24 protein-coding genes and 4 pseudogenes are annotated in these 26,190 nt (G+C 68.7%); 13 read left to right on the top strand and 15 right to left on the bottom strand.

From position 1 onward, the window contains the following. Window positions 1-37: 37 nt before the first annotated feature. The gene (locus tag OHA58_RS39200) at window positions 38-622 is read right to left on the bottom strand and encodes a DinB family protein (protein ID WP_405475542.1); all 585 of its coding nucleotides are present in this window, start codon (window positions 620-622) and stop codon (window positions 38-40) included. A gap of 178 nt (window positions 623-800) precedes the next feature. Then, on the bottom strand, window positions 801-2,117 hold the full coding sequence (locus OHA58_RS39195; protein WP_405475545.1) for an MFS transporter: 1,317 nt from the start codon (window positions 2,115-2,117) through the stop codon (window positions 801-803). Window positions 2,118-2,206: 89 nt separating this feature from the next. Here OHA58_RS39195 and OHA58_RS39190 point away from each other — a divergent pair, with 89 nt between their 5' ends. After that, complete coding sequence (locus tag OHA58_RS39190) at window positions 2,207-3,184, top strand: ArsR/SmtB family transcription factor (protein ID WP_405475548.1); 978 nt, start codon at window positions 2,207-2,209, stop codon at window positions 3,182-3,184. A 4-nt stretch (window positions 3,185-3,188) separates the two neighbouring features. Here the strand turns inward: OHA58_RS39190 and OHA58_RS39185 are convergent. Then, window positions 3,189-3,500, bottom strand: a pseudogene (locus tag OHA58_RS39185) (transposase); the annotation flags it as partial. A gap of 322 nt (window positions 3,501-3,822) precedes the next feature. On the opposite strand from OHA58_RS39185, the gene OHA58_RS39180 reads away from it, so the two are divergent. After that, the gene (locus tag OHA58_RS39180) at window positions 3,823-4,140 is read left to right on the top strand and encodes a hypothetical protein (RefSeq protein ID WP_405475551.1); all 318 of its coding nucleotides are present in this window, start codon (window positions 3,823-3,825) and stop codon (window positions 4,138-4,140) included. Between the two features lie 1,929 nt (window positions 4,141-6,069). Here the strand turns inward: OHA58_RS39180 and OHA58_RS39175 are convergent. After that, complete coding sequence (locus tag OHA58_RS39175) at window positions 6,070-6,393, bottom strand: hypothetical protein (RefSeq protein WP_405475553.1); 324 nt, start codon at window positions 6,391-6,393, stop codon at window positions 6,070-6,072. A 1,319-nt stretch (window positions 6,394-7,712) separates the two neighbouring features. Between OHA58_RS39175 and OHA58_RS39170 the strand changes: the two genes are divergently transcribed. From OHA58_RS39170 to OHA58_RS39155, 4 genes and pseudogenes are all read left to right on the top strand, one after another. After that, window positions 7,713-8,633, top strand: coding sequence for an NADP-dependent oxidoreductase (locus OHA58_RS39170; protein ID WP_405475555.1), 921 nt, complete (start codon window positions 7,713-7,715; stop codon window positions 8,631-8,633). A gap of 119 nt (window positions 8,634-8,752) precedes the next feature. Continuing rightward, window positions 8,753-9,070: a hypothetical protein gene (locus tag OHA58_RS39165; protein WP_405475557.1), complete on the top strand. Its 318-nt coding sequence runs from the start codon at window positions 8,753-8,755 to the stop codon at window positions 9,068-9,070. 287 nt (window positions 9,071-9,357) lie between these two features. Further along, window positions 9,358-9,531 (top strand): hypothetical protein, encoded by a 174-nt coding sequence (locus tag OHA58_RS39160; RefSeq protein ID WP_399294526.1) that lies wholly within the window; start codon window positions 9,358-9,360, stop codon window positions 9,529-9,531. A 560-nt stretch (window positions 9,532-10,091) separates the two neighbouring features. Beyond that, window positions 10,092-10,823 (top strand): annotated as a pseudogene (locus OHA58_RS39155) (IS110 family transposase); the annotation flags it as partial. Between the two features lie 30 nt (window positions 10,824-10,853). Here the strand turns inward: OHA58_RS39155 and OHA58_RS39150 are convergent. From OHA58_RS39150 to OHA58_RS39130, 5 genes and pseudogenes are all read right to left on the bottom strand, one after another. After that, window positions 10,854-11,057: pseudogene (locus tag OHA58_RS39150) on the bottom strand (transposase); the annotation flags it as partial. A 316-nt stretch (window positions 11,058-11,373) separates the two neighbouring features. Beyond that, a complete protein-coding gene (locus tag OHA58_RS39145) occupies window positions 11,374-12,027 on the bottom strand; it encodes a peptidoglycan recognition protein (RefSeq protein ID WP_405475559.1) in 654 nt (217 codons plus the stop codon). A gap of 1,060 nt (window positions 12,028-13,087) precedes the next feature. Further along, window positions 13,088-13,426 (bottom strand): STAS domain-containing protein, encoded by a 339-nt coding sequence (locus OHA58_RS39140; protein WP_405484688.1) that lies wholly within the window; start codon window positions 13,424-13,426, stop codon window positions 13,088-13,090. Window positions 13,427-13,704: 278 nt separating this feature from the next. Continuing rightward, window positions 13,705-13,908 carry a helix-turn-helix domain-containing protein gene (locus OHA58_RS39135; protein WP_405475562.1) on the bottom strand — a complete coding sequence of 68 codons (204 nt, stop codon included), beginning with the start codon at window positions 13,906-13,908 and terminating at the stop codon, window positions 13,705-13,707. Between the two features lie 171 nt (window positions 13,909-14,079). Next, on the bottom strand, window positions 14,080-14,280 hold the full coding sequence (locus OHA58_RS39130) for a hypothetical protein (RefSeq protein WP_405475564.1): 201 nt from the start codon (window positions 14,278-14,280) through the stop codon (window positions 14,080-14,082). Between the two features lie 857 nt (window positions 14,281-15,137). Here OHA58_RS39130 and OHA58_RS39125 point away from each other — a divergent pair. Continuing rightward, entirely contained in the window at window positions 15,138-15,941 is an 804-nt protein-coding gene (locus tag OHA58_RS39125) for a class I SAM-dependent methyltransferase (protein ID WP_405475565.1), read from the top strand. Window positions 15,942-16,568: 627 nt separating this feature from the next. Here the strand turns inward: OHA58_RS39125 and OHA58_RS39120 are convergent. Both OHA58_RS39120 and OHA58_RS39115 read right to left on the bottom strand, forming a co-directional pair. Further along, on the bottom strand, window positions 16,569-16,730 hold the full coding sequence (locus OHA58_RS39120; protein ID WP_405475568.1) for a hypothetical protein: 162 nt from the start codon (window positions 16,728-16,730) through the stop codon (window positions 16,569-16,571). Window positions 16,731-16,761: 31 nt separating this feature from the next. Beyond that, window positions 16,762-17,679, bottom strand: a complete 918-nt coding sequence (locus OHA58_RS39115) for an aminoglycoside phosphotransferase family protein (RefSeq protein ID WP_405475570.1) — start codon at window positions 17,677-17,679, stop codon at window positions 16,762-16,764. Between the two features lie 202 nt (window positions 17,680-17,881). Between OHA58_RS39115 and OHA58_RS39110 the strand changes: the two genes are divergently transcribed. The 4 genes from OHA58_RS39110 to OHA58_RS39095 all read left to right on the top strand — a co-directional run bounded on the left by OHA58_RS39110 (window position 17,882) and on the right by OHA58_RS39095 (window position 21,686). Further along, window positions 17,882-18,115: a hypothetical protein gene (locus OHA58_RS39110; protein WP_405475572.1), complete on the top strand. Its 234-nt coding sequence runs from the start codon at window positions 17,882-17,884 to the stop codon at window positions 18,113-18,115. A gap of 416 nt (window positions 18,116-18,531) precedes the next feature. Beyond that, complete coding sequence (locus tag OHA58_RS39105; RefSeq protein WP_405475573.1) at window positions 18,532-20,301, top strand: aminotransferase class I/II-fold pyridoxal phosphate-dependent enzyme; 1,770 nt, start codon at window positions 18,532-18,534, stop codon at window positions 20,299-20,301. Continuing rightward, entirely contained in the window at window positions 20,298-21,101 is an 804-nt protein-coding gene (locus OHA58_RS39100) for a phosphatidate cytidylyltransferase (RefSeq protein WP_405475575.1), read from the top strand. Before OHA58_RS39105 ends, OHA58_RS39100 begins: the two co-directional genes overlap by 4 nt. A 66-nt stretch (window positions 21,102-21,167) precedes the next feature. After that, window positions 21,168-21,686, top strand: coding sequence for a helicase associated domain-containing protein (locus OHA58_RS39095; protein WP_405475578.1), 519 nt, complete (start codon window positions 21,168-21,170; stop codon window positions 21,684-21,686). 122 nt (window positions 21,687-21,808) lie between these two features. Here OHA58_RS39095 and OHA58_RS39090 read toward each other — a convergent pair whose 3' ends face one another. Continuing rightward, on the bottom strand, window positions 21,809-23,002 hold the full coding sequence (locus OHA58_RS39090) for an RNA-guided endonuclease InsQ/TnpB family protein (RefSeq protein WP_405475580.1): 1,194 nt from the start codon (window positions 23,000-23,002) through the stop codon (window positions 21,809-21,811). Between the two features lie 150 nt (window positions 23,003-23,152). On the opposite strand from OHA58_RS39090, the gene OHA58_RS39085 reads away from it, so the two are divergent. Beyond that, on the top strand, window positions 23,153-23,896 hold the full coding sequence (locus tag OHA58_RS39085; RefSeq protein WP_405475583.1) for a nucleotidyltransferase domain-containing protein: 744 nt from the start codon (window positions 23,153-23,155) through the stop codon (window positions 23,894-23,896). A 273-nt stretch (window positions 23,897-24,169) separates the two neighbouring features. Here the strand turns inward: OHA58_RS39085 and OHA58_RS39080 are convergent, their stop codons facing one another. Together OHA58_RS39080 and OHA58_RS39075 are read right to left on the bottom strand one after the other, a co-directional pair. Next, window positions 24,170-24,358, bottom strand: coding sequence for a DUF6381 family protein (locus OHA58_RS39080; protein WP_405475586.1), 189 nt, complete (start codon window positions 24,356-24,358; stop codon window positions 24,170-24,172). A gap of 259 nt (window positions 24,359-24,617) precedes the next feature. Further along, window positions 24,618-24,776: a hypothetical protein gene (locus tag OHA58_RS39075; RefSeq protein ID WP_405475589.1), complete on the bottom strand. Its 159-nt coding sequence runs from the start codon at window positions 24,774-24,776 to the stop codon at window positions 24,618-24,620. Window positions 24,777-25,161: 385 nt separating this feature from the next. On the opposite strand from OHA58_RS39075, the pseudogene OHA58_RS39070 reads away from it, so the two are divergent. Next, window positions 25,162-25,706: pseudogene (locus OHA58_RS39070) on the top strand (transposase); the annotation flags it as partial. On the opposite strand, the gene OHA58_RS39065 reads toward OHA58_RS39070, so the two are convergent. Next, the gene (locus OHA58_RS39065) at window positions 25,645-26,061 is read right to left on the bottom strand and encodes a nuclear transport factor 2 family protein (RefSeq protein WP_405475592.1); all 417 of its coding nucleotides are present in this window, start codon (window positions 26,059-26,061) and stop codon (window positions 25,645-25,647) included. The pseudogene OHA58_RS39070 and the gene OHA58_RS39065 overlap by 62 nt on opposite strands. Window positions 26,062-26,190: the final 129 nt, after the last annotated feature.

Here is a 26,190-nt window from a genome sequence, read left to right as displayed (position 1 = left end):
GCACACCCCTCAAGATCGGAACGACAACGGCTTCTAACTAAGCCTTGATTGATGCGGCCGACCTGGCGGCCTGCTCGATCTTCGCGCGGTAGGCGGCACGGGCTTCCTCGTCGATCTGCTGCTCGTGTTCGGCGCGTACCCCGGTCCGGCCGTCGAGGCCCTCGCGCAGGATGTCGGCGTGCCCGGTATGCCGGATGGTCTCGCTGAGGACATGGGTCATGACGGCGAACAGGTTCGTGTTGGGATAGGGCTCCGGCCACCACGGCACGTGGCCGGAGGCGTCGAGGGGAAGCTCGTCGATCGTCGCGTCCGAGTGTTCCCACGTGCGCCGGTAGAACCCGATGATCTCATCGCGGGTCTCGTCCTCGGTCGCCCACCGATCGCTGCCGTCGGAGTCCTGCCACCGGGGCAGCGGTTCCGGGGAAGGGCGGCCGAAGACCTCGCCGAAGTACCTGGCCTCGACAGTGGCCACGTGTTTGACCAGGCCGAGGAGATTGGTCCCGGTCACGGTCAAAGGCCGGCGGGCGTCGTATTCGGACAAGCCGTCGAGTTTCCAGAGCAGCGCCTCGCGGTCCCGCCGCAGTCTCCCGTGCAGGTTGTCCTTCGCGAATTTATCGATCATGCGGCATGAACCTTCCATGTTCGTGGTCCCAAGATCCCGTGCGTGGTCCGCAACGGCTGGCAGATCCGAGGCTTAGGACTCCTCACACAATGAGCTACCGGGATTGACTGTCTGTCAGAGAGACGTGGGGGTGGGGGTGGGGTGCGTGACGGCTCGCGGCCGACCCGACCTGCGACGGTTACTGCGCAAGAAAACTACACGCATGCTGTTCGGTGCCGTTCTCTGATCCCGTTGAGCAGTTCGGGACGGGGACCGGGGAGGTGGGCGGGTGCCAGGTGAGAATCCAGCCGGCGGTAAGCGCCACCGCGCCGCCTGCCACGGCGATTGCGCCGCCTGTTCCGATGCCTGCGGCCACCGAGCCGAAGCAGGCCGGCCCAACGCCCTGCAGCGTCATGCTGCCGGAGCCGAGCAGACCGAAGGCCTGGCCTTGGCCATCCTGCGGCAGGGCGTCCAGGAACGGCCGTTGCAGGCCGAGACCGTAGGCGAATCCGAAGCCGCAGAGCAGCAGCAGACAGGACGAGACGCCCACTCCGGGCTCGGCAGCGAAGCCGACCAGCGGCAGTCCCATCAGCGCAATCAACGGGACTACCAGTCGCTCCCGGGTGGGTGGCCGTAGGAGTCGACCCACCAGCAGGTCACCGACAAGCATGCCGACCGGCAGACAGCCCATCAGCACCGCGTACCAGCCGGGCGCGAAGTGGCGTCCTCCCGCGTAGGCGACGATCAGGCCTTCCGCGCCCGCTACGAACGCGGACGGTAGCCACTGGGCCAGCATCAGTCGTCGCACCGTGTGTCCGCGCAGCAGCAGGCCGGCACCGTGCAGGCTTGCCCGGACGGCCCCGCCATCGCCCCGAGCGCTGCCGGGTGTGCCGCCGAACTCTCCCAGCTGCAGCCGAGGTAGCCGGATGCGGATAGCGAGCGCGCAGCCGAGGTAGAGGGCGGCGCTCACCGCGAGCGCCCGGTGCGGGCCGAGTACCGCGACGGCCGCACCTCCCAGCGCCAGACCGAACAATTGCGCGCCGGAGCCAGCGATGTTGTTCAGTGAACGGCCCAGTACATAGGCGTCGCCCTCCAGCCACTGCGCGACCAGCCGACTCGACGCGCCGCTGAACACCGGTGTGGCGAGGGCGACCAGCGCCACGACACCGAGGCTAGCCGCGATCGGCATCCGCACCAGGGCGAGCAGCAGGGCGGCGGCGCACTCCAAGGCGTAGCCGCCGGCGATGAGCGCGCGGGGCGGCAGTTGGTCAGCCAGTGAGCCCAGCAGCAGCGAGCCGAACAACTGCGGGAGAAAGCCGATGCCGAAGGCCAGTGCGCTCAACAGCGCGGAGCCGGTGGCCGCAAAGACCAGCACCGAGAACGTGGTGATCCGCAGCGAGCCCGCAGTGATCGCGACGGTGCGGGTCGAGAAGAGCAGCCGGAATCGCGGCTCGGCCAGCACCTCCCGGTAGGTGGCACGGTGGTTGCCCTGCGCGGGTCCGGCGGTTGGGGTCATGACGCCCACCCTCGCTGTGCGCCCACGCCACTCACCAATGATTCGTCGCTGGACGAATCGGAACAGACGTCCCGCGGTAGCATGGCAGGGTGCTCCGCTTCGAAGTCTCCGTCGAGGACCTGCTGCGCAGCCGCTTCGCACTGTCGCCCGCGATGGACCTCTGCTTACTGCTACGCTCGCTCGCCGGCCAAGACCGGCCGCTGCCGCGAGCCTGGGCCACCCGGCTCCTGCCGGCCTTTGAACGGCTTCGCCGCGAGACCGAACTGAACGCCGCCCTCGCCCTGCACACCCCGCAATCCGGACCGAACTTCGTCGCCCCGCCCCCGCGCGGCCTCAACCAGACCTGGGCAGACGACCTGGCCATGATCCGGGCCACACCGCTGGAAGCGGCCCGCCACGAATTCGCCACCACTGCGACCGGCCCGTCCGCCCGTGATCCCCGCGTACGCGCAGTGCTGGACTCGACGGACGCCGTCTCCAGGATCGCCGAGGCGATGGACCAGGCGTGGCACGAGCTGCTCGCCACGGACTGGCCGCAACTGCGCACGATTTGTGAGCGCGATGTCGTGCACCGGGTGGGTGTGATCGGCGAACACGGATGGGCCACGACCATCGAGAGCCTGCACCCGGGCATCGCCTGGCGCGCCGGCGGTATCGAGCTCGGCTTCTTCCGAGGCGGAACAGTCCGCCTCGCCGGCGACGGGCTACTGCTGATCCCTTCGGTCTTCGTCGGGAATATCGCCGCCCACCTGGAAGACCCCTGGCCCAGGACCTTGGTCTATCCTGCCCGCGGCACCGCCGCCCTTTGGGGCGAACAGGAGACCGTCCCCCAACCGGACGCGCTGACCGCTCTGGTCGGCCGGGCCCGAGCCCGGCTGCTGGTGGCGCTGGACGCCCCGGCCAGTACCAGCCACCTCGCCCGAAGCCTCGCCATGGCACCCGGCGCGGTAGGAGACCACCTCGCCATCCTGCGAGGCGCGGGGCTGCTCGTCCGCGCCCGGTCCGGACGGTCGGTGCTCTACCGGCGCACCCCGCTCGGCGAGGCACTGGTCGGCGGTTCGGGCTGAGGGCTCAGATCAGCACCGTTTTTTTGAGGCGTCGCCAGCAGATGATTGCGCAGCCGAGGGTGAGGAAGGCCTGGTGGATGTCGGCGCGGATTTCCCAGCGGATACGCAGTCGGCGGAACCAGCGCAGAAGTGCGAAGGCCGCTTCGACGACCCAGCGGTTCTTGCCCAGGCCGCTTCCGTGCTCGGTGCCGCGCCGGGCGATGAGCGGGCGGATGCCCAGCTCACGGACCTGGCGGCGGTAGACGTTGTGGTCGTAACCGCGGTCGGCGTAGAGGACGTCGGGGCGCTGACGGGGTCGTCCGCGCTTGCCGCGGATGGTGATCGAACTGCAGCGGGGAGAGCCCGGGCGAGCACTGCCGAACCAAGCGCCCACTCCCCCGCCCTCAGTGCCCTCGCCTACAGCCTCTACACCTCGCTGGGGCTCGAGCGGGTCCGAGTGCGCCACCTCGCCATGCGAGCCGACCGGCTCGGGCCAGATGAGACTGCGCACCATCAACTGCTGCTCGACGACGGCGTCGACGACAAAGCCCGCCGCATCGAAGCCGTCGCAGACGCCGCTCGCACTCGGTTCGGACCATGCGTCATCACAGCCGCCACCCTCGCGCGCCCCAAGCGAGGCGGGCACCCAGGGAGCAGTCATGAACCGGCGTGAGAGCAGGCCACTACTACCCGGTCCTCGGGCATCCGAGGAGTCACCTCGCGTCCTGCGGCTCACGTTCGAGTTCCACGTGCCCGTCAGCCTGCGCACGAACATTCACGGCGACCGCATGCGCGCAGCCGCTACGGCGTTCACCATCGCCGTGCGAACCCTGGCCGACCAGGCGTTTCGGTGGGCCGACAAGATGAACGTCCGTCACGAGTGGTCGTACGCCTGGTACGACTCGGACCTTGACCCGGAGAAGCGGGAGCCGATCGAGCTTCCCAAGACGGACAAGAACACGGCCAAGCCGAAGTAGCCGGCGCGGGCCTGCTGTACGTACCACGGACATCTGGCCTCCGGCCACCGATGGAGAGCAAACGTCAGGGCCAGCCCGGTCGCCGGGATACGAGTTTGGCGAGGACGACGACGTCCGTGCCGGGCAAGCAGGAGTGCAGCGCCATCGGGTGCCCGGTCTCCATCCGGACCGGGTGATCTCGATTGCTTCGTCGACGCGGCCCGAGTCCTCAAGCAACTCAGCCTCAACTATGACGGCCCCCAGGTTTGCCCCTTGCCGCTGAAGCGGATCACCGCGAGGGTGAGGATGTGATCTTCCCCTTTATCCATGACGGGTGCAGCGGGATCCGTGACGGTGGCCGTCGAGCTCGTTGATGAGCCCGAAATGGTTGGTATGCCGCCGGGTGCGCGCGGGTTCCCGTGCTGCAGCGCCAGTATCGAGCACCCTGCCCAGGGCTATCGTGCAATGTTCGGCTGGGTCCAACTGGTCCAGTCAACGGACAGCCCCTCGAACGGAACGGCCTTCGAGGTGGACCCGTTCTTCCTGTTCGAGGACGCGCCTTCCCCCTATGCCTTCTTCGGTGTCAGGCCCACGCTGTTCGACGCACCGTCACGAGATGAGCGTAAGCCGCTCGCGTGGCTCGCCCACAGCTTCCTGGCCTGGACTCCATTAGAGGAGACCGAACGGCACGTCGCGCCGTTGACCGGCTTCTCCTGGGGGTTCGACATCGACGACACCGGCCGGATCACCCCTCGGCCTGTGCGTGCATTGGCACCCGGTGAATGGGACACGCACCGCCCCTACCTGAGTGCCTGTCATCCCGACTGTCCTTCGATCAGTGGTAGCCAGGGGGCAGCAGGGTCACCCGGGTGTGGTCAGGAGACTGCGGTGGCCTGCTGGGGAATCAGCCCATGCCCTACGCCCCACGATGATGGCGCCTTTGAATCTCCCCAGGGGTCACGTCGAACGGCTCGAGGACGGCACGGAGGTCGGAGTGTGGCTGAACCAGCACCAAGAGCAGGCGCGCCAAACTCACCGTCGGCAAGGTCCAGCAGCTCGCGGACCTCGAGCTGACCTGGGCGGCTGGTGAAAGGGACGCGTAGTGACCGGTGACAGCGCTGAAGAGCAGTGGGTACAGGCGGCCGTATGGCGGCACGGCCTGAGGTAGATAACCCTCCCGTTCCTGCCATGCCTGCCTGTCCTTCCGTCGTGCCCCGGCACGCCGTGATGACCGTCTCGCCCATGCCACCCCGGCACGCCTGTCGGGCCGGTAGGGCCAGCCGGGCCGGAGGGACCGGAGGGGCCGGGCGGGCCGGGCAGACCCTGCCGGATGCTGTTCCCCTGGAGGGCGATCCGCCGTGCTTGGAGTTCGTCGAGCTGCTGCTGGTGGGCGACGAGCACAACTGCCTGCGCGACGAGCACTACGGTCAGCGCTGCGCCGAGTGCACGGCGGCGTTGCGGGCTACGCCACGACTCTTTCATACTTCCCACATCATTCCTCACGTTATGTGACGACAAGGGGCAAAGGGCAAGGGCGCGGCAGAGGCGGACCTCCACGTCGGGCGCCCTTCCCGGGGCGAGCGGACACCCCACTTGCGCCGATCACTGCGGGAAGGGGCCAAAGCACGTCACGGGCCCAGCGCAGGCGGGTGTGCGGAGCCATGTTCACCTGCTTCGGGCGCCCCTTTCGGTGCGCGGAGAAGCCCAAGGGGTGTCGCGGGCTTCGGTGTCTGCTTTCAGGCCACAACCGCTATGCATGCGACGGACCGGGAACGGCCCCTGACGGCCGGTTGACGATCCCGCGCCGTGCCGTCGGCGTGTCCCACGCTCTCGGCGGCGCTGCACCCCGTCCGGGCACTGTCCACCACTGCGAGGGCACTATCCGGCCCCGCGCAAGGGCGCAATACCCTCCCGTGCACGCCAAAGGAGCCGGCCGGTGCGGCCGCGTGTCTAACTTGAAGCCGGCGCCGGCGGAACGACAGCATCCTTCCCGTCCTTCCCGCTCGTGCCGTCCTTCCCGTTCGTGCCGTCCTTGCCGTCCTTCCCGTCCGTGCCGGCCTTGCCTGCCGGGCCGATAGGGCCACCGGGACCAGAGGGACCGGCGGGGCCGGACGGCCCTGAAGGGCCGGGCTCAACGTTCGCCTGGACGTCGACGGGCTGCATCCGCAGGTCGTCGATCTGCACTTGCTGGGCGACGATCAGAGCTGACTGTGCGGCGAGCGCGACGGTCAGCACCGTGCCGAGCACGAGGGGGCGCCGCGGACTACGCAGCACTTCAATCACTCTTCTCACATCGTTCCTCACGCTATGTGACGGCGAAAGTGTAAAGGACAAGGCCGAGGACATGGCGGGAGTGGACCTGCGCGTCGAGTGTTTTCCCAAGGCCGCCCGAACGCCACACTTCTGCCGTTCACGGCACGAAGACGCTGAAGCACCACACCGGCGAAGCACGAGGGAGACCTGGCGTCGTTCAAGGCCAGGAGCGCGAGGCGGCGCCGGATCGACCTCCGACCGCGCCGCGAAGGGTGGCAGCGCAGGCCCGCGCACCTTGGGCCACAGACCACCGCCGAGGTGGCAACCGATCATCCTCGCAGTGAGCCGCTCCCGGGACTCGGGCCGCTATCGGGGTCTGCTCGGTGACCGGCGCGGCGTCCCGGCCGTGCGTTCGCCGAAGAGTCGATCGACGCCGAAGGCGCCGGTTGGCCATCGGCCGTCGTGTCGAAGTGGCCGCGGATCTCGAACAGGTCCTGGTGACCTGCGACGGCGTCGAAGTCGCCCCGGCGTGCCCGTAGTTGGGCTCGTCATCAGACGATCACCGATCCGGACCATGCGGCCGCTGCCGCGGCCGGCCGCAGGACTGCCGCGGTGAAGCACGCGCCCACGGATCTCACCGAGGTCGAAGAGCGGTCGCTCGACTCCTATGCCCGCATCTTCGGTGTCATCGACGGCGGACTGACCACCGGTGAAGAGGCAGCGTGATGAGCTCGCACAACACTAAACAGACAGGCAGCAATCGCGACGTCACCTCCGAACTCGTCTATCTCACCAAGGCGTTGAAGGCTCCGGCTCTGCGAGATGCAGCCGCCCGGCTTGCCGATCGGGCCCGCTCGGAAGAGTGGAGCGCCACGAGGAGTATCTGGCCGCCTGCCTGCAGCGGGAAGTTGCCGGCCGCGACTCCCACGGCGCCGAGGGACGCGTCCGCGCGGCTCGATCCCCTTCCCGCTTCGAACCCGAGGCCGCGAACCTGTTCTTCCAGTTCATCTCGGGCAGATACGAACGCGCGTCCGTGATCGTCACGAGCAACAAGCTTCGGCGACGGGATGCAAGTCCGGCTCGTGTTCGCCGTGTACTTGCTTGCCGGCCTCTTGCTGCTGCGAGGCCTGACGCGTGCACGGCGTCGGCGCTGGGCACGGATCAGGGCTTGGCGTCATCCAGCCCTTCGGCAGCTCTGCCACGATGGCCCACTCAAGACAGTGGCGATTGGCCCAGCCGTCCGGGTCACTTCACACCTAGGCTCGGGATGCGACGAATCGGACACCGTTCGCGGGTTGCCGAGCCGCCACCGAAAGTCCCCGTCCCACGAGGAACTCTTCATGCAAGCCATCACTGTCAGCGACCGTGACGCAGGCGTCCACGGTCTGACCATTACCGACCTGCCCTATCCCCACGCCGCCGAGAACGACGTGATCGTGCGGGTCCACGCCGCCGGGTTCACCCCGGGCGAGCTGGCCTGGCCCGGAACCTGGACCGACCGGGCCGGGCATGACCGTACCCCGAGCGTGCCCGGCCACGAGCTGTCCGGCGTGGTCGCCGAGCTGGGCTACGGCACCACCGGACTCACTGTCGGGCAGCGGGTCTTTGGTCTGACGGACTGGACCCGCAACGGTTCACTGGCCGAATACGCCGCCGTCGAGGCCCGCAACCTCGCCCCGCTCCCGGCGGATGTCGACCACACCACGGCCGCCGCCCTGCCGATTTCCGGGCTCACCGCCTGGCAGGCCCTCTTCGATCACGCCCGCCTCACCACCGGGCAGACCGTGCTCATCCACGGCGTCGCAGGCGGCGTCGGTTCCATCGCCGTGCAGCTCGCCCGTGAGGTCGGCGCCCAGGTCATCGGCACCGGCCGGGCCGATGACCGTGAGACCGCCCTCGGGCTGGGGGTGGATGCCTTCGTTGACCTCCAAGCCGAGCATCTCGAGGACATCGGCGACGTCGACGTGGTCTTCGACGTGATCGGCGGCGAGATCCTTGATCGCTCCGCCGCGCTGGTCCGTCCCGGTGGCACGCTGGTCACCATCGCCCAGCCGGTGACCGTCCAACCCGCAAACGGGCGGGCGATCTTCTTCGTCGTCGAACCCGACCGCGTGCGCCTCGCCGACCTCGCCAGGCGGCTGCGGGACGGGCGGCTCAAGCCGATCGTCGGCGCGGTTCGGGCGCTCGCCGAGGCGGCCGCCGCATTCGCCCCCGACAAGCGCACCCCCGGCAAGACGATCATCCGCGTCACCGAAGACTGACTGAGATAGCCACCGTTGCTCCGTCTCCGGCACCGGCGCTCCGCTGGAGGTCGACGACCCGGTCCAGTAGCGCGGCCTCGCGCATACGCCAGGCCCTGATCCGTGCCAGCGCCGACGCCGTGCATCACCGTCCCGGCCTCGACCTGGAACGCGTCAGCTTCACCCTGCTGCAGACCGCCCGTGATCAAGTGGTCCTCGGCGCGGGCATCCTTCCCGCCACCGGTCCCGTCGATCTCGTCGGCGTCATCGGCACAGCTGTGCCGGACGCGCTCCATCCCGCCCGGCGCCGCCTGCGCGTCAAGGCACGCAGCCGCAAGCGGCCGGCAAGCAAATACACGGCGAACACGGGCCAACACCCCACAACAAGCCAGAACTACACCCTCACCACGAACATCACATTCTTCGAGACCGGACTTGCATCCCGGCGCCGAACGTAAACGCAACGGTGTTGACTCCAGCTGCAGAACGTGATCTTCATGACGCGGGCACTACGAGGGGCGAAGAACAGAGCCTGTATCTCGTTGCAGGGGAGCGGGAGCAGCTCGTCCGGTCCCTGAGTGGCGGGCGCGGCGTCCTCCATTTGGCCCGCAGTGATTGCCGTAGCGCGGAGTTGGGGGTGGGCTGTCAGTGCGCCCGGTGACATTCGCGGGCGCCAAGAAGGCGGGGCGCCCTGCCCAAGAGCAGGGCCGGCCCCCGCCGACCCACACGAGACTTGGAGATCCCCATGCCCTACCGCAAGGGACAGCACGTGGAATACCGCGACCAGCAGGACGAGCTTCAGCGCGGCGAGATCCGAAGCACCGAGGGCAGCGGGGCGCAGGCCCGCTACGCCGTCCAGAACGAGGCGACCCTGCGCGAAGACAAGGTCAGCGAGAACCAGATCGAGCGGGAGCTGTAATACGCCCCTGCCGACACAGCCGCCGTTGCACCGAACCACAGTGCAACGGCGGACTGCTGGATACCCTGCGACAGTGGATGCAACGGCGGTAGCCAGTACGCCGGGTCAGGCATAACGGGTCCACGGTCCGGACATGGCCGGCATTCCACTACGTCGGTGGCGTCGTCGCGACGATGGCGCCATCCGGCCTGTCCGCGGTCGGCTGCGCCGGACGCCGGGCATGAGCGACGCCCCAGGCCTCACACCGGGCCGCCTCAAGGGCTGCCGGCAGATCGAGTCGGTCCTCGGTCCACAACCTCCCGGTCGTCCACAACCTCCCGGTCAAGGGTTCCCTACGTTGTCTGCGGGACCGGGCGAGCCCTTCGTATGGTTGGCCCACCCAGGGGCGTCGGGTGTGGCTTTCAAGGTTCTGCCGCTTGTGGCTTCCAGCGATTGGCCGCCCGACGCCCCGCGACGACTCGGCTGCCAATTAGGAATTGCGAATGATCGCTCTGTAGGGAATCGACAGCGAGGTCGTCCGTCGGGAGGCACCAGCACACCCCACCGCACGGAGGCACCACATGGCCGCGATCTGGGCCGGCATCGACGCAGGCAAGACCCATCACCACTGCGTCGCGATCGACGAGGGCGGCCGTCGGCTGCTGTCCCGACGCGTCGCCAACGATGAGCCCGAACTTCTTGAACTCCTCGCTGACGTCCTGGCCCTGGGCGAAGAGGTGTTCTGGGGCATCGATCTGGCCGACGGCGGCGCCGCCCTGGCCATCACGATCCTCCTCAACCACGACCAGCAGGTCCACTACATCTCCGGCCGGGTCATCCACCGCGCCTCCGAGAGCTACCGCGGCGAAGGCAAGACCGACGCCAAGGACGCCGCCGTCATCGCCGACCAGGTCCGCATTCGCCGTGACCTGCACCCCTTACGCCCCGGCGACGAGACCGTGACCGATCTCAAGATCCTCACCGGCCGTCGCATGGACCTGGTCGCCGACCGCACCCGCACCGTCAACCGGCTCCGGGCCCAACTGACCGGCATCTTCCCCAGCCTGGAGCGGGCCCTGGACCTCACCAACACCGGCCCGCTCACCCTGCTGACTGGCTACCAGACCCCGGCCGCACTGCGCCGCCTCGGCACCAAGCGCCTGGAGACCTGGCTCCGCAACCGCAGCGTCCGCAACTCCGACCGGCTCGCCAAGACCGCGGTCGAGGCCGCCGAACGTCAGCACACCAGCCTACCCGGGGAAAAGCTGACCGCGCAGATGGTGCACACCCTGGCAAAGGAGGTGATGGCCCTCCTCCGAAACTCACCACGTGAGACAACCTCTCAGGTCGACGGCCCACAACACGTCATCGGATATCGCCAACACGTCGCCGATCAGTGTCAGTAGTTCGGTCTCGTCATTGCGGATCCGGCGGGACAGCAGCCGCTTGCCCTCCGCGTTGATCGCCACGGCGTGGTGATGTGTCTTGCCGATGTCCACACCGGCCCAGATGTCGGGCACGTTCCCCTCCGCCAGCTCGTCGCACATGGAGCCCGCAGACGACCTCGCCGGCGTTGTCCTACAGCAGCGATCAAGTCGCGTATCCCAATTGGCGGTCGGGTCGTCGTGGGGCCTCGGGCGGCCAAGTCCCGTAAGCCATCCAGCGGCTCAGCCTTTACAGCCATACCCGAAGCCCCCGGGCCCTCCGATCCTACGAACGACCAGAGCAGGCCCACGTCAAGAAGGTAGGACAGCCTTTATAGCAACCCCACTCAAGGGTCCGGCAGCTCGATGCCGGACCCTTTTGTGGTGTGGCCGGGGGTAGGGGACATGGCACCGCCCCGGCACAGGATGCGCCCGGCGGTCAACTACTGCCCTGATGGAGGGTCCGCAAGGTCACCGGGAGGTCGGCACCGAAGGGGGTCCGTGCAGACCTGCCCTGGAGATCAGCGGCGAGCTGGCGGATCGCGGGGAGTCGGGCGAACAACGCCTCCCCGGGGCAGTCGGTGGCAAAGCCGTCGCGGTGGCCGGAGATCGCGTTGAATGTGGCCGAAGTTCCCTTGGTGTAACGGCTCTTGTCATTCGTGGATGTCAGCCGCACCTTGCTGGTGGGGTCGACGCCGCGCAAGCCGAGTTTCCAGGCGGCGAGGGCCGCGATCCCGCGTTCCATGGCCGCCGGCACCGGCGTCCCCAGTCCGAAGGTGCCGATCGCCGCGATCCCCGTGGTGCTCTGATTGAACCCGATGGTGTGGGAGCCGATGACGGGGCGGTCGGTACCGCCGGCGCGGCCTTCGTAGATGTTGCCGCATTTGTCGACGAGGAAGTTGTAGCCGAGGTCTCCCCACTTCTGGTCACGGGTCTGGCCCGTGTACAGATTGCGCAAGGTACGCGGGACGTCCGCGCACGTGTAGTCGTTGGGGGTGTCGGTGTGGTGGATGAAGATCGCCGCAACCCCTTGCGCGTAGTGGGCATGGGGGTCGCGCTTGGTCTCGTCGGCCCGCCACTGCGAACGCGACACGATGACGGGTCGATGCGCTGTGTGAGGGAACAGCACGGGCGCCGCTCCGAGGGACGGGAAGGTCTGAGCGAAAGCGACAGCCGGCTCCGTAGCCGCTTCGGCCCGCCACGCCGACGGAAGGGATTCCGACTTTGTCCCACTGATGACGGCGGCCTTCGTCGTTCCGCCCGGTGCCACCACGAGAGGAACTGCCATAGGGACCGCGACCCACAGTGCTACTCGATGCAGACGCACAGGAATACCTTCTTTGTCTCCCCGACATGACGGATGGAGCACGTACGCCCAACAGCTTCGCGGGCGGAGATGCCCTGCGCGCGCCGGTTACGGCAGTCAGGCGAGCGTTTCGACGCCCAGCACCGCATCTGACGCCACGCGCTGATCCACCAGGGATTACGGGACACCCCTTAGCCCTCACACCGATCGTCCATGTTGCCCGACGGCCGGAGTCACCCGATCGACCATGCGGCGCCGCCTCTTGGCCGTTGTCGGAGTCAGCTCCGCCAGGGCTGAGCATCCGGGGCTCGCGATCCGCTCGTGTTTTCGCGGCGCCGACAGCGTGCACGCCAAGCCGCGGCAACGCGGCGAACCTCGAATTCGCAGGTCACAGCATGAACGGTCGACACTGCGGTTCAGAGAAGCCGTTCGCTTAACCGACTCCGTGAAGCTCCGAGCAGCGGAGCGGCGATTCTCCGTCGTGAGTGGCCCGTTTGTTTCGCAGCAAGGACAGCGTCCTGGGGTAGTACGCCGTCAGGTCCGCCACACGGTTACCACCGCGGCCACCATCGTGGTGAGTGCCGCGAGCGACACCATCACAGTCCGCATGCGCTCGGCGAGGCGGACTGTCCGGCATGGCCGGCATGGCTGGCATGGCTGGCATGGCTGGCATGGCTGGCATGGCTGGCATGGCTGGCATGGCTGGCAAGAAGGATCGCTCCTTCCCGGTGGCCGGATCTTCCCGCCCCGTTGGGGTCGCTCAGCACCTGGCAGAAAGAGCTGTCGGCACCATGGGCAGTCGCTCTCGGAACTGCCCAGCGAGCGTCTGTCGTCGTCGCCTCTCATGTCACTCCATCGCGGCTTCAACCGAGTCATAGATCTGCAAGGACCGGTGCAAGCTCGTGATGCGGAAGATCTGGAGAACACCCGGATGCGTGATCACCAGTCTCAGGTCACCGGCGTGCGCACGGAACCGCTTGCTGATGGCGACGAAGAGCCCAAGGCCCGTCGAGTCCATGAACGAAACCCCCACCAGGTCCACGATGAGGTGACGCCGCCCCCCTTCGATACAGGCGACCACGTACTCCCTGATCCGGGGCACGGTGTAAGCGTCGACCTCGCCGTGGACCTCGACGACGGTCCAGCCCTTCTCGTCACGGTGGCTGATGACAAATTCGGGGTGCATGGTTCGCCTAACGGCGATGCCCTGGAGAGAGGTTTCGGGCTGTGCCTGCCGCACGCCCGTTCCGCATATGCACGAACGATTCGCCGTGACCTCACCCACGAGCACGCGCGTGTCCAAGGCTCCGCCTCCGCGAAGGCGCGGCATGCAAACCCGGTGGTGCGCTGCCGGGCACGGTGCTCGGCACGGTGCGGAGCTCGACGCAGATCAAGGCGCCCCGGCCGTGGCGAACTGTGCGCTTACGGCCGGCCCGGTCGTGGGCGCCGCCTCACGGCAGACCGTCAGGAACTGGGCTTGCTGCGGGTGGCCCCGCCACGCCCGCGCAGGGTGACGCCCGCCTCGGTGAGGATGAGGTGGACGAAGCCGTACGAACGTCCGGTGCTGTCGGCGATGCTCCGGATCGAGGCGCCGCTTTCGTATGCGGCCTTCAGCTCGGCGGCGAGCTTGTCGCGTGCCGCACCGGTGATCCGCTTGCCCTTGTCCATGACCTCTCCTTCACTGTCCGAACGGCGATCATCGCGCACCCTGCGACCGCCCGTCAGGCAATCAGCCTGCTTCGACCGCGGCCCGTTCACATCGGATGTGAACCCCGTGCCGGCGAGATGCAGTTGCGGTCCAGGGGGTAGCGCTGCGATTGGTCTTGCTGCCTGGGGGCGTCAGGACGCGTGGGGCACTGCGCGGGTGAGGGGTTCGAGGTCGCCGTAGCGGGCGGCGTGGAGGGCTGCGGCCAGTTCGCGGGCCCGGGGATCGTTGTCCACGTCGTGCAGGACGAAGTAGACGGGGCCGGCGGAGGAGTCGGGGCGGATCTCCTGGGAGCGGATGAGGCGGATGACGGCCTCGCGCACGGCGTCGTACACCGCAGTGTCGATGGTGTGCTGGGGCGCGGTGAGCGCGTCGGTCTTGACCGTCCACCGGGACGTTGGGGCTCGACTGCGATGAACACGACGCGCTGATCTTTGGCCGCCTGGCGCGCGGCGTGGAAGGCGTCCAGGCCGGTCGCGTCCGGGATCCGGTCGGCGGGGCAGGGGGTCGGCAGCGGCTGCATGAGAGGCATCTCCCCAGGAGGGAGACGGAGGAGCTTTGTGTTGACGCGGCGCGTGTCCTTGCGGGCAGCGGACAGCGGGGACGTTGAGACGGTGCGCGACAGCGGCCTCCGGTTCCCCTTCCCGGACCGCATGACCGACAGCCCTGGCCTCTGCCCTTCGGGGGCATGGTCAGGGCTTCGCGCTGCGGGCGGTGTTCCCTGCGGAGGCCGAGGTGGTGCACTGGTGGGGCTGCCGGAGCGGCGGAGCCCCACCACGGTGGCACCGGCCCGGCAGCCCTGGAGCGCGGCGCCGATGCGCCTGCGGGCTCCTTGGGGATGCGGTGCGTCGTGTACGCACTGGCCTAACACCGCTCCGCACCTGGCAGCGGCCCGCGCCGACGGCGGGGCCCCGCTGCCAGGTGCGGCGGGCGAAACGCCGTCGACGGGGGCAGCGCCCCGCCGATCCAACTTCGCTGACAATCCGTCCAAGTTCGATGTCACCGGACAGATGAGTTCGGATGTCGGCCGAGGACCTGTGAGCCTCTGAATGTCGGCGGGATTCGATGTCACTCGGGTGCGTAAGGAGAGCATCTTCACCGGGTCGTCGGAGGATCTGTCTCAGGTTCAGCGGAAAGCGATCATTGGGCGCGATCGGTTCCCGGTGTGACGGATGCCCGGCAAGGTGGGGGTATGACAGTGGGATTCAGTGGCGCTGTGGCCGAGTACTACGCAAAGTTCCGACGTGGATACCCTTCCCAGGTTTTCGATGCGTTGCAGGAAGCCTTCGAGCTGTCGGAAGCCGATGTCGTGCTCGATGTGGGGTGTGGCACTGGCCAGCTTGCTCTTCCCTTCGCTTCCCGGGTTCGTTCCGTGGTGGGCGTGGACCCTGAGCCGGACATGCTGCGGCTGGCCCGGGACGCAGCCGATAGCCAGGGGATTCGGAACGCGACCTGGATGCTCGGTGCCGACACCGATGTTCCAGCGCTGAGGTCGTTGATGGGAGAGCGGTCGCTGGCGCTGACGGTCGTCGGACAGGCGCTTCATTGGATGCAGCACGATGAACTCTTCCGCGCCGTGTCGCCGCTGCTCCGTAGGGGTGGAGGCATCGCGGTGATTTCGAACGGAACGCCGCTGTGGCTGCAGGACAGCGCATGGTCTCGTGCCCTGCGCGGGTGTCTGGAAGGGTGGTTGGGCACCACGCTGGAAGCGTCCTGCGGCACCAGCAGCCGCGACCGGCTGAGGTATGCGCAGGCGCTGGAGTCCGCGGGTTTCGTCGATGTGCGGGAAATGGTGGTCGAATACAGGGGTGAGCTGAGCTTCGATCAGCTGTTTGGCGGAGTCTGCTCGGCAATCCCCGCGGATCAGTTGCCCGGACCGGATGACCACGCCGACTTCGCCGAACGTATCCGGCAAGCGCTCCCCGCGGACGAGCGGTTCACCGAGCATGTGAGGGTATCCACGCTCGTGGGACAGGTCGGGAACGTGGACGCTTAGCCCGCGGCTCGGGCAGCCAGTCGAAGACCCGCTTGGCGGTGTGCCGCTGCTTCGGCGGAGCATCGTGATCCCTGCGGAGCGTCTCGTCGATCAACGGCTTGTACGGATCCAGCCTGGTCGGACGCGGGGCAGCTCCGTGCGCGGCTCGGGCCAGACCAGGTCGAGTGCCTTTCGGACCGTCTGCCAGGTCACCCGTACTTGCGCTGCACAGCGCGCATCGACAGACTGCGGCTCCATCCCCGGCCAGGCCAGCCACGAAGGCCAGGAGGGCGCCCTGGAGGCCACTCCCGACCTCACCGCACCCCCGGAGCTGCTGCCCCTGGCCGAGGTCGCCCGGCGAAGAGTTCGATGCCTCCAGCGCCGACACCATGCGCCGGCACAAGGCCCGCCGCGACGACTTCCCCAAGGGCACCGAAGTGAACGGCCGAGAGGTCTACACCGTGGACCAGATCGGCGCGTACCACTCGCCCCAGAGGAAGAAGGCGTAGCCTAAGAGAGTAGCGGCAGTCGCGTGTACGGTGCTCTGACCAGGGAACACCGCACGAACGGCCCCCTCTCCGGAGGGGGCTTTTCCATGCCTGAGGCCACTCTAGAGGGGTCTTCCAGGGCGTACAGAACGGCTGCCGGTCAGAGGTCGAGGACAGCGCGTAGGGCCTGGTTGACGCGGGCCATGGTGGCGGGGTCGACGGTGCCGCGGTGGGTCGCCTCGGCGAAGCGGACGGCACGTAGTTGCTGGAGGTTCACGGCGACTGCGGTGCAGGGGATCGGGGTGTCGATGACGACGGACATCGCGGTTTGTCATCGAAGACCGAGCGTGTGATCAGCGGTGGGCCGTTACGGTCAGGCGTCCTAGCGCGGCATGGCCGGGCGGGCCCCACGTGGGCTTGCCGCCGGGGCGGCCGTGGACGCCGGCATCTCCGACGAGGATGCAGGTAAGGGCTTTCAGCACCGCCCAGCCACGGGCGCGGCGCAGGGTCGCCGCGTCTGGGGCCGGCTCGTATGCGGCATAGAAACGGTCGGCGGCGCCGTCCGGCAGCAGGATCCACGCGGCAGCGAGGTCGCAGGCAGGATCGCCCGCGCAGAGATCGCCGAAGTCGATCACACCGCAGAAGGTGCCGTCCGCGGTGAGGACATTGGCCGGATGCAGGTCCCCGTGGAGCCACAGCGGCGGGCCCGCCCAGCCGGGCGCAGCTGCGGCGTCCTCCCAAACGGCGCGGACGGCATCCGGGTCGGGGACCAGCCCCATCTCGGTGACCGAGGCGAGCTGCCCGGCGAACCCCTCAGCACCATCGGCCAGCAGCCCTCCGTGGTAACGGCCGACGGGAGCCCCGCTGGGAGCTGGCCAGTGCAGAGCGGTGAGGAAGGCGGCCAGGGCATCGGCCGCCTCTGCGGCGCGCGTGGCGGGAGATCGGTCCGCAGGCGCTCCCGGCACCCAGGTGGTGACGATCCAGGGCCGCGGAAAACGCTCGGAGGGCTCGCCGAGGCGCTGCGGTATGGGGACCGGCAGCGGGAGGTGCGGGGCAAGTGCGGGCAGCCACGTGTGCTCCTTGCGCAGCAGCTCGTCCGCGGACAGCGTCGCCCAGGGCAGCCGCACGGCGAGGTCGTCGCCGAGCCGCCACAGCTGGTTGTCCCAGCCGCGCGCGCCAAGCCTCAACGGGCGGTCGGCCAGATCAGGGTGCTGGTCGCGCAGCAGATCCCGGACCAGGTCTGCGGTGATCTCGATCTCGGTATGGGGCATCCAGAGCCACGCTAGTCGAACGGTGATCCGGCGTTTGTGACGCCCAGCCCCCTGTGCCGCTCAACTTTCGATGGCACGAACCCACCGTTCACTGATCTTCGCCCGGCAAAAGCCAAGGTTCGGTGGCACAGGACAGTCAGCAACGTGCCGGGCCTCGGTCTGCGGCCGGGCAGAAGATCGAACGCACGCTCTATTCAAAAGTATGAGCACCATCGCCTCGCACGCCCTGACCGACCGGCAGCGCCGCATCGTCGTGTGCGCGCGTGAGTGGATCGCTGAGCATGGCGAGGCGCCATCCGTGCGCGAGCTGGGAGCGGCCATGGAGCTGACCAGCACGTCCAGCGTCGCGTATCACCTGCGGCGGCTCCGGGAACGGGGCCTGGTGGTGGAGACCCGGGGCCGCCACGGCGACCGGTGCCCGCGCTGCGGGCAGTGATCGGCCATTCCGGAATTTTGGAATGGCGAGTGATGCGGGCCGGCGTCGCCTCTACCTGTGAGGAGGGGAGTTGGAAGGAGACGACCCAGTGCTGGGCGGTGATGAAGGCGCGTATCCAGGCGTCGAGGTGGACGTTCCGGTTGTCCCGGACGAGGAGGAGCGGTGTTCCGAGGTGCCGGTGGGCGGCGGTCCATACGGTCACGGACACGGATCCGGCGACCCGCCGCGCCGGGTAACTGCGCGATGCCCGGCGCATTGTGGCGACGTTGCTGGAGCCGGACGTCGCGGGTGCCGGCGGCACGACGGACGGGATCGCCTGAGTACGCGTACTCACCTCCCCTGAGGTGCTCGCCCCTGCTGACGCCGGCCGGCCCTCGACACACTGACCTTCCGCACTCCCCTACGAAGAGGTCCTGATGAGCCGTCCCCTGAGCCTGCGTCCCGCCACCGCGGACGACCTTCCCTGGATCCACGAACTGCGGCACCGGGTCTACGCGGAGGAGCTGGGCCAGCACGCGCCCAATGCCGAGGGGCGGCTGGTCGACGGGCTCGACGGCGACAACGTCTATCTGGTCGCGGCTCGTGGCCCGGTCCGTGTCGGGTTCGTCAGCGTGACGCCGCCCTGGGTGGGCCGGTACGGGCTCGACAAGTACCTGACCCGCGCGGAACTGCCGCTCCTCGACGAGGCCGACGTCTTCGAGGTGCGCCTGCTCACCGTCGAGCCCGACGCGCGGGCCGGTGCGGCGGGTGCCCTTCTGATGTACGCGGCGCTGCGCTGGACCGCGTCCCGGGGCGGGCGGCGGTTGGTGGCGATGGGCCGCGCCGACCTGGTCGGCATGTACCGGGCGGCGGGCCTGCGACCCGTCGGCCGTACCGTCCGCAGCGGCGCGGTCGAATTCGAGGTGCTCACCGGGGAGGTGGCGGAGCTGACGCGGGGCACGACGGGCCGGCACGCCGCGACCCTGACCCGGCTGGCGGCCGGCGTGGACTGGCGCCTGGACTCGTCGTTCGCGCCCCGCCCGGACGGCTGCGAGCACGGCGGGGCCTCGTTCACCGCGATCGGCACGGACTTCCGCAGCCTGGATCGGCGTCTCGAGGTGGTCGCGGCCGACGTGCTCGACGCCTGGTTCGCGCCGGCCCCCGGTGCGCGCGCGGCGCTCGCGGAGGACGCCGGGTGGGTCGCCCGTACCTCCCCACCGACCAGCGCGGAGGGCCTGCTCGCGGAGATCGCCGCCGCCCGCGGCCTGCCCGCGGAGACGCTCGCCGTCGGCGCCGGCTCCTCCGACCTGATCTTCCGGGCCTTCGGCCGGTGGCTGACACCGGCGAGCCGGGTCTTGCTGATGGACCCGGGGTACGGCGAGTACGCCCATGTCACCGAGCGGGTGATCGGCTGCCGCGTGGACCGGTTCCGGCTGCGGCGCGAGGAGGGCTGGCGGATCGATCCGGAGCGGCTGTCGGCGGTCGTCGCGGCCGGGGAGTACGACCTCGTGGTCGTGGTCAACCCGAACAACCCCACCGGCCGCCACGCGCCGGCCGCCGAGCTGCGCGCGGTGATCGCCGCCGCGCCGGCCCCGACCCGCTGGTGGATCGACGAGGCGTACCTCGGATACGTCGATCCCGCCGAGTCGCTCGCCCCGTTCGCCGCGACCGACCCGCGGGCAGTGGTCTGCACCTCGATGTCGAAGACGTACGCCCTGTCCGGCGTCCGGGCCGCCTACCTGGTTGCCGAGCCGGAGACAGCGGCGGAGGTACGCCGGTGGACGCCGCCGTGGGCAGTCGGGCTGCCGGCCCAGCTCGCCGCCGTGGCGGCCCTGCGCGACCCGGCCTACTACGCCGACCGGCTGCGGCACACCCACGGGCTGCGCCAACAGCTCGCCTCGGATCTGGCCGGGGTGGACACGTCCGTCCTGGTCGAGGAGTCGGTGGCGAACTTCCTTTCGCTGACCCTGCCGCCGGGCGGACCGAGCGCCGCCGCACTGGTCGCCGAGTGCCGGCGCCACGACGTGTATCTACGCGACCTGTCGCCGCTCTCCGCCGCCTACGAGGGCCGCACCGTGCGCGTCGCGGTCCGCGAGACCGCGGAGAACGCGCGCATCGTCGCCGCGTACCGGGCCGCCCTCACCGCCCTGCGCACCGCCTCCGCCGCCCCGGCCGGGTCTGCCCCCGCCGCCGGAGTCGCCAGGTGACCGGTGTGGACTCGCTGGCACCGTGGCTGGGCGGTGCGCTGCTGGTGAGCGGCGTGGCGGTGGGGGTGTCCCGGCGGCGCGAATTCATAGTCCGGTGGTGTGCATGGGCGGTCGGCGTGCCCGTGGTGACCGCCGCGTTCTGGTGGGGGCAGCCTGGTGTCGCCCTGCTCGCCGGGGTCGTCGCGGTGATCGCGGTGCTGGAGTTCGGTGCGCTGACCCGGCTGCCCCGCGCCGACCGGGCAGTGCTCGCCACGGCCGTGCCGGGCCTGATCGTCGCAGCCGCCTGGGTGCCGGATCAGGCCTGGCGGGTGGGCGCCGTAGGTGCGCTCGCGCTGGCCGCCGTACCGCTGGTGACCGGCGACGCCGAACAGGGCCTGCGCCGGCTCGGCACCAGCCTGCTCGGGCTGGTCTGGCTCGGCACGCTGGCCGCACTGGCGCCGCTCGGGACCGTGGCGCTGGCGCTGTTCGCGGCGGTGTCGGTGGCCGACGTGGTGGCGTTCTTCTCCGGGCAACGGCTGGGCGGGCCCCGGCTGTCGCCGCTGTCCCCGGCGAAGCGGTGGAGTGGGACGCTGTGCGGCGCGGCGGCGGGGCTGGGCGTGCTCGCGCTGCTCTCGGAGTGGAGCTGGCCAGCAGCAGTCGCGGTGGCTGTGGGCGGGCCGACGGGCGACCTGGTGGAGTCCCTGGTCAAACGGGGCGCCGGTGCCAAGGACTCGGGGCAGTGGCTGGCCGGGTCCGGGGGGTTGCTGGACCGAATCGATTCGCTAGTGGGGGCGTTGGTGATGGTGGTCGTGCTGGGGTGAGGCTGCGGGGGGCGGGCGTGCCGGGATGCTCGGACCGCCTGCGCCGGAGCGGCTCCGTTGCGTACGGTGCCCCCTGGACGAGGTGAGAACCCACACTGGAACCCGGCCTGGCCGGCGGACTGGCAGCGGCACTTCGCAGCGGTGCGCGAGATGCTCGTGGAAGAGAGCGTCCTCGCATACGTGGAACCCGGTGTCACCGTCCACGGCATGGACATCGGCCGTTGGCTCCAGAAACAACGTCAGCACACCGTCTGGACTGGGCTGATGGACGGACAGCGCCAGCGCCTGGAGCAGCCCGGCATCACGCCGCTGGCCCCGGCTCCGGAGGCGGAGGTGCCCGCGGCGCCGTCCACGGCGCCCGTGAGCGCCTTCGAGACGGGCGTAGCAGCCCTGGCGCGCAGTACCAAAGCCCGCACCGGCTCCCTGGTGGTCCCCAGAGCCCATGTGGAGCGGCTGGAAGACGGCACCGAAGTACGACTCGGAGTATTCCTCTCCAACACCAAGACCCGCCGCGCCAAACTCACCGCGGACAAGTTGGCCGCACTCGCCAAGCTCGGGCTGGAGTGGACCGCGGCAACAGCGTGAGGCGAGGCGGTGCCTCCGTGCTCGGACTGCCCTCTTCACACCGGGGATCGGTGCCCTTTCCCTGGCTGGCTGCACGTTGAGCGATTCCGTTGACATGCTCCCCCTCCTGAGGAGGGGGATTCCTACGGCTTGCGCCGTGGGGTTTTCTGCTTCGTCGCCGACTGCCCGCCCGGAGAACTCCGTTGAGGTCTTACACCAGCTCCGCAGACTGTCACCGCCAGCCCGGCGGCCAGAAGGTTGCGTGCTGCGTTCACGTCCCGGTCGTGGGTCGTGCCGCAGTCACACGTCCAGGTGCGGACGTTGAGCGGCATCTTGCCCTGCAAGGTGCCGCAGTGGGAGCACAGCTTGGACGAGGGGAAAAAGCGGTCGACCGCGATCACTTCCCGCCCGTACCAGGCGGCCTTGTACTCCAGCAGGCCCCGGAAGTCCGACCACGCCGCATCCGAGATGGCGCGGGCCAGTTTCCGATTCTTGACCATGTTGCGCACGGTCAGGTCCTCGATCACGAGCGTTTGGGTTTCACGAACGAGACGAGTGGTCAGTTTGTGCAGGTGGTCGCGGCGACGGTCGGCGATCCTCGCGCAGATCTTGGCGACCTTGCGCCGGGCCTTGGCCCGGTTCGCACTGCCCCGCTCCTTCTTCGACATGCGGCGCTGAGCCTGGGCGAGGGCGGCACGGTCCTTGCGTTCGTGCCGGGGATTGGCGATCTTCTCCCCGGTGGACAGGGTCACCAGGTGGTCCAGACCGACGTCGATTCCCACGGCCGAATCGGTAGCGGCAAGTGGCTCGACGGCCGGGTCCTCGCACAGCAGGGAGACGAACCAGCGCCCCGCGGCGTCCTGCGACACGGTCACCGTGGACGGGGACACGCCCTCGGGCAGCGGGCGCGACCACACGATATCCAGCGGCTGGGCCATCTTCGCCAGAGCCAGCTCCCCAGCACGGAACCGGAAACCGCTGCTGGTGTACTCGGCAGATTTCCGCGACTTCTTCTTCAACTTGAAGCGAGGGTACTTGGCCCGCTTGGCGAAGAAGTTACTGAACGCCGTCTGCAAGTGCCGCAGACACTGCTGGAGCGGCACGGCGGAAACCTCGTTGAGGAACGCCAGTTCCCCGGTCTTCTTCCATGCGGTCAGCATGGCCGACGTGGCGTTGTAGTTGACCCGCTCCTGCCGCGCCCACGCCCCGGTGCGGGCGGCAAGCGCAAGGTTGTAGACCTTGCGCACGCACCCGAACGTGCGCGACAGCTCGGCCGCCTGCGCATCGGTCGGATAGAAGCGGTACTTGAACGCCCGCTTCACACACGTCGTGGACACGCCCACAAACTAGTGTGACCGCCGCACAAGACAAAACCTGCGGGTCAGAGCACGGGCTTTCGCCCTGGGGCGAAAGCCCGCACCTTGCCCTGCTCCGCAGGAGTCCGCTTCCTCCCTGCCTGAAGGCAGGGGTATCCACGGAGGAACCCGATGAATGATCAAGAAGCTGCGCTGGCCCAGGCTGGTCGCCTGGTAGGAGAACTGTTCCCACACGCGCTCGGGGCCGTTCTCGGCGGGTCAGCTGCCCAGGGCCGTTCCACTCCGACCAGCGACCTCGACATCGGTGTCCTCCTCCCTGACTCCGCAGGAAGCGGCCGGGAAGTGATCCGCCACGAAGGACGCCTTGTGGAACTGTTCCTCAACTCCGTAGGGGATTTGCCCAAGTTCTTCGAGTGGGACCGTGCTCGCCGCCGGGGGACGGTGGTCTTCGTCTATGCCCAAGGGGTAACGCTGACTGACCCCGATGGCCAAGTGGCCCGCACATGTCAGCTGGCACAAGAGATTGTTGCCCTGGGGCCACCGCCCTTGACGGCAGAGCAGTGGCGCCACGGCCGCTATGTGCTGACCTGCTACTTCGACGACCTCGTTGACACCCCGCCCTCAAGCCGCCACGAGCAGCTTGTCATCGCTGACCACGTGCTTCGGGAAGCTGCCGAACTACTCACTGCCCACCATGGTGCGTGGACAGGAATCGGCAAGTGGCTGCCCCGCCGGCTCGTGGCGGCGAACCCAGATCTGGGAACGGCCCTGCTGGACGGATACCAGGCTGTGGCAGAACGGGCTGACCCAACCCGATTGGCAGCCACGGTTAAGGAGCTCCTGGATCTGATCGGCGGGCCATTGCGAGAGGGGTACTCGCACCGGTGGCAGACATACGAAGCATGCGGAACCTGACGCCGTTCAGTACTTCTTCGCCCAGTCTGAGCGCGCCCCCTGCGGGTGAGCCTTCGGGTCATGAGCGTGCTGAGTGCCCAGGTCAAATGGGCTTCTGAGAGTTGCGGCAGACGCTCGTAGTCGCGGATCTGTGCCAGAGGTGCCACGTCGGCGTGCCTGCCGGGGCCGTGGGCGGCTGAGCGGAGACAGCAGTGACCGGCCGGCGGCCTCTCGCGTGCCAGAAAGCCACGGAGGCCGGCCACCGGCCGGTGTCTGTGCTCGGAACTGCCGGGACTACAGCGTCGGGTCGATGTCCGGCTTGCCCGTACCGCCTACATGCTCGCTCTGCTCCTTGAGCTGGCGGGCCTTGTCCTTCAGACGCTGACGCTCCTGCGGGTCAGTGGCGCGTTCCGCGGCCTGTTCCAGGTCCTGAGCCTTAGCACGCATCTGCTGGGCACGACCGGTCTCGCCTGCAGCGCTCATGATCACTCCTTAGGTGATGAGGAAGAGCGGGCCACACCAGAGAAACAGGCCTCGTCACCCCCTGCATGTCGAGCGGTCACCCACTGCTATCTACGCAGCTGGAAGAGCCCTCGCGGAACGACGGCACAGCCCGGGGAGTGCCGACCAGCCACCTGATGGGGGTGGACGCGGCCATGGCGTCCGTCATCAACGAGTCAGGCCGGCCCCGGGGATGTCATGGCTGACTCCCCAAGGCGTGTGGTGTGTGCCTGGCTCGAAGTCAGTTCTCTTCGGCCGCCGTGGCGGCGATCCAGTCGGCGGCTTCAGCGTCGGTCATGAGTAGCACCTGAGTCTGGTGGGCGGTGCTGTGCTGGACGACGTGGACGCGGCCGGGTGCGCGCTGGCCTTCGAGGCCGGGCCGGCTGTCGGGGCGAGCCACTGCCAGATGTCGGCGGTGACCCGTGAGACGGGTGTTCTCCAGAGCGGGCGGGATCGTGTCGGCAGAACCGGGCAGTGCCGGTTCGTGGATGCCGGGGCCGGGATGGTCGGTCCAGGTCGGAGGGGAACTCAGAGTGGGACAAGCTCGGGGTGGCGCAGCAGTGGCTGCTGGAGAGCGTGTTCGGGATCGAAGAGGCCGGGGAGGACGAGCGGCCGGTACGCCGCACCCAGGATGACAAGTGGATGCTGGGCACCAACTCGCTGTGCTGCCTGGGTACGTTCAGGTGCCCTTCACGGGCGTGGAAGCGGCGTGCGGCGCTCAGGTTGCCGTGGAAGAGGCTGGGCGAGGCGCGATCGGTGCAGTGTCCGAGGGCGTGCCAGTGGCGCTGGGCATGTTCCTCGCCAACCAGCGCAAGCGGTTCTGCAAGGAGACCGTGCCGATCGTGGACGGCCCCGTGGTCCCCACCGCGAGCACACGGTCGCCGAGCAGTCGAAGAACTATCGGTACTCCACCAACCACCAGGTCGTCATCGACACCGACACCCGACTCGTCGTCGCCGTTGGCCGGCCCCTGCCCGGCAACCGGAACGACTGCAAGGCATGGGAACTGTCCGGAGCCAAGGCCGCTGTCGGGAAGGCCGTTGTCATCGCCGACGATGGATACCGGGGCACAGGCCCGGTCATCCCGCACCGCCGCGAGCGCGGCCAGGACGAACTTCCCACTTGGAAGGAGGAGCACAACGCCTCCCACCGCAAAGTCCGAGCCCGTGTCGAGCACGTCTTCGCCCGCATGAAGACCTGGAAGATCCGCCGCGACCGCCGCCTCAAAGGCGACGTTGTCCACCACGCAGCAGGCGAGACGTGCTTGGTCAGCCTGGCTTTGTCATCCCGCCCAAGGGAGTACGGCGCGGCGACACCTTGCGATGGCTGATCCGCCAGCCGTCAGCGGTGCGCGCCACGATGTCGTCGTAGGAGACGGAACCGCAAGAGCCGTCCGCCCTGATGCCCAGACCTTTGGATCGGACCTGCACCCGGCCGTCTGCCGACGCCATTACGACGACGTTGGTGACGTGATGCGCGACGGGGTTGGCGGCTCCCAGCGCCCAGGCCGCTTCTCGGATGGCCGCCACCCCGGACAACGGCGCCTGGCCGAAGTCGGTGAGGTCGTAGACCACATCGGAGGTGAACAACTCCTCCAACCGGTCAAGGCTTCCGTCGTCAACGAGGTGACCGTGCAACGAGACCAGTTCGGTGATGGCCAAGCGATCTTCAAGAGCGAGCGCCACACGCGTCCTCTCCGGTCCGGCGTCGAAAGGCCAGGCCGAGCATCGATCCGTCGACAGCACGGCACCACACCGCTCAACGCGTTCGGGAGCGTCCGGTAAGAACAGGGCCGTGCACGTCGGGATCGTCTC

Source organism: Streptomyces sp. NBC_00009 (assembly GCF_045040855.1).
Classification (GTDB): domain Bacteria; phylum Actinomycetota; class Actinomycetes; order Streptomycetales; family Streptomycetaceae; genus Streptomyces; species Streptomyces aureus.
This window is presented reverse-complemented; position numbering and strand designations above follow the sequence as displayed.